The 2,806-nt window shown below is 59.4% G+C and carries 4 protein-coding genes; 1 reads left to right on the forward strand and 3 read right to left on the reverse strand.

From position 1 onward, the window contains the following. Nucleotides 1-32: 32 nt before the first annotated feature. Nucleotides 33-290, forward strand: a complete 258-nt coding sequence (locus YY7_RS61700; protein WP_155255698.1) for a hypothetical protein — start codon at nt 33-35, stop codon at nt 288-290. Nucleotides 291-738: 448 nt separating this feature from the next. Here YY7_RS61700 and YY7_RS56210 read toward each other — a convergent pair whose 3' ends face one another. The 3 genes from YY7_RS56210 to sodC all read right to left on the reverse strand — a co-directional run bounded on the left by YY7_RS56210 (nt 739) and on the right by sodC (nt 2,575). Continuing rightward, complete coding sequence (locus YY7_RS56210) at nt 739-1,203, reverse strand: copper chaperone PCu(A)C (RefSeq protein ID WP_080664225.1); 465 nt, start codon at nt 1,201-1,203, stop codon at nt 739-741. 31 nt (nt 1,204-1,234) lie between these two features. Next, entirely contained in the window at nt 1,235-1,786 is a 552-nt protein-coding gene (locus tag YY7_RS56215) for a CopD family protein (protein ID WP_349642733.1), read from the reverse strand. A 255-nt stretch (nt 1,787-2,041) separates the two neighbouring features. Continuing rightward, on the reverse strand, nt 2,042-2,575 hold the full coding sequence (gene sodC / locus YY7_RS0149665; RefSeq protein ID WP_028169403.1) for a superoxide dismutase family protein: 534 nt from the start codon (nt 2,573-2,575) through the stop codon (nt 2,042-2,044). Nucleotides 2,576-2,806 lie beyond the last annotated feature (231 nt).

Here is a 2,806-nt window from a genome sequence, read left to right on the forward strand (position 1 = left end):
ACTAAGTTGCGCAACGCTCACGGATGATTGACATGTCGAAGCCACGTCTACTACTGATCCATTGCTCAAGCGGTATCCGGCCGGGAGCAAAGTACCGGCAGCACGGCCGCAGCTTCCGACCTTTGGTTATTGATCGGGCGGCGCGAGCGAGTCCAGCGCTGAGCGAAAGCTCGTGGGAAGCTGCGCTTAACCCGATCAATCTTGGTTTCTTAATTTCCATTACCTTCTTGCAGGTGAGCATGACAATTCTTGATGCCTGGACTGATCCTGAAAACGACCAGCCAGATTGACGTGGTGCACCCGAGCCATCTGTTGCGGCCAGGTGGGTCACCGAAACTCCGCCTCCCGTATTATTCGTATCGACCCTGCTCCTCTACACCGCTAGTGAACCGGTTTCCGGGACAGTACGCCCAGGGTCAAATGTCCGTTCCGGGTCGATGCTGTCGAAAAAGTCGACAATTGAGGGGCTCCGAAAATGTCGCAAAGGTCAGGTTTTGGTTGTCTCGGTCGCCGCAAGCCTCTCCAGGCTGTGTACGAAGGTCTGTGATCGTTTTGCTGCAATTCGATGTGGTCCCTCACATTGCTCCGCATGGGACGCACCAGTAGGGCTGACAAATTTCGTTCGTTGGCCAGAAAAGACTTTCGACAGCATCGGTCAAAATGCGACCTGGCGGGGAGCGCAGCTTGTGGCGCAAAGCGGACCTGAGCCGCACCGTTGGCTTCAATGCGGCGCTTCACTCAGCAACGAGCTAAGGTCGCGTTGGGGCAGTGCGACTGCCAGATTACGTCGCTTGCGGTAAGACGGGTTGGAGCATTGAATAACTCGCCTCCGTTCAGATCCATCATCATCAGATGGTAGCCGCCCGGCGCGAGCTTAACCGTCTTACCTGGCTCAATGGTGAGCCCCTTCTCGACCGGGCGCATCTTCATGACGCCGCCCTCCATCGACATTTCGTGGACCTGGACACTGCCCGCGACATCGGCGGATCCGCCGGTCAGTCGGTCCGGCGCGCTGCCCTTGTTTTTGATGGTGAAATAGCCGCCTCCGGTCTTCGCCCCCTTCGGCGTGGCGCGGCTCCAGGCCTGGCTGATGACGAGGTCGCCGGGCTTGACATCATCGGCACGCGCAGGTGGTGCGACCGAAAGATACGTGGCTAAGGCGGCGCTGGCGATCGACATCATTGTCAGTTTTCGGATTTGCATGGTGGTTACTCCTTGTTCCTTTTGTGATGTTTCATTGCGCGAGATGAATGGCGGGATGCAGCGTGCCGAGCACCCCGACCATGACAAAGATCGCGAGTCCGAGCGCGATCTCGATGAGCGTGTTGCGCCTCAGCGTGGAAAGCGCGGACGGATGTGCCACTTCTTTTGCGACCAAAGCGAGCCGCGGCGTCAGCCAGAGCCGGTTGACTGCAGCAAAGGCGACCATGATCGCAAAGGCGGCGATCTTGAGCAGCAACAGCCGCCCATAGTCGGTCACAAGCAGCGCGCGGAATGAGCCAACGAGGATCCACGCATTCACGAGTCCCGACACGATCAGGACAGCAACGCTGATCATACCGACGATCGAAAACTTGCTGATAGCGTCTAGCTGCAGTGGTCTCCATTCAGGTGCCGGACAGCGCCGGCCGACCTCAAATAGAATCGCAAGGCCGGCTCCAATCCAGGCCGACGCAGCGCAGAGATGCAGAACGTCGGCGGCGAGGTGTAGATTTCCCAATTCCCCCAACGTCGATCCGGCATGGCCGGTCCAGGCTATCGCCGCAACTAGGGCTGAAGCAGCCAACGATCTTCGGGCTCAAGCGCCAATTCGAGGATGGCCAGTCGGGCGCAACGGACCTACTAGGGAGCCGACGTCGCCTTAGGGCACGAGCGTCGTCCTCTACAATAGACGGCTGCCCGTCAACTTCCGCTATGCTTTGTTAGCGACCGAGATCGAGCGGCGGTGCAATATGTCGCGAAGGGCCATTTCCGGACTCATGCACCGCAGCGAGGGATTATTTGACGATCTCGTTGGCCAGCGCGAGCAGCATTAGCAGCTCTACTTGGCAACGCCGCAAGCGATGCGCGCGCCGCCACCACCCAAGGGCGCTGGCTGGTCGGAGTAATTATCGCCGCCCGCGTGGATCATAATGGCGCGCCCCTTAACGTCGGCCACAGTGAGGTGCGGCACTACCACGGCCTCCGTGGCCTTGCCGCTAGCATCGACGGTCAGCACGGGCATGTCGCCCTTGTGGCCCCCCTCGCCATACGGTCCGAGGTGTTTGCCAGTGTTGGCTGGGTCATAATGGTCACCCGCCGTCATGCCGGCCGCTGGTTGGCCATTCGGTCCAGGGCCCGGGCCACAATTCGGATTAACGTGGGCATGGAATCCATGGTCGCCCGGCGGTAGACCGACCAGCTGTGGCGTGATCTGTAAGCCTGTTTGGGTGTCGGACAAAACAAGCGTGCCGATCTCCTTGCCGACGCCGTTGGCATCGATTGCGTTCATGGTAATCGTCTCGCTAGCGGCATAAGCAGCACTCGCACCAGTTACTATGGTCGCGGCAGCCAGCGTCACAACGTTGGATCTCATCTGAGCCTCCCGTTTCGGGATCGAGTATCGTAGCGAGTTAAATTAGCACATTGAAAGTGGCCGAGTGTGGTCGAGCGGAGGTAGCTCCACGGCCCCCGCTGATGTCGCATAGGGTCAAAATGCGAAGAACTCAGAGTGAAGCGCGGTAGGGACGGTCATTGCTGACCGCCCCCCGCCCAAATCCGTGCAGGCGGAATTCCCGCACACGGCTCCTGCCTTGGGTGCATGACG

It is taken from the genome of Bradyrhizobium elkanii WSM2783 (genome assembly GCF_000472865.1).
In the GTDB taxonomy this organism is placed as follows: domain Bacteria; phylum Pseudomonadota; class Alphaproteobacteria; order Rhizobiales; family Xanthobacteraceae; genus Bradyrhizobium; species Bradyrhizobium elkanii_A.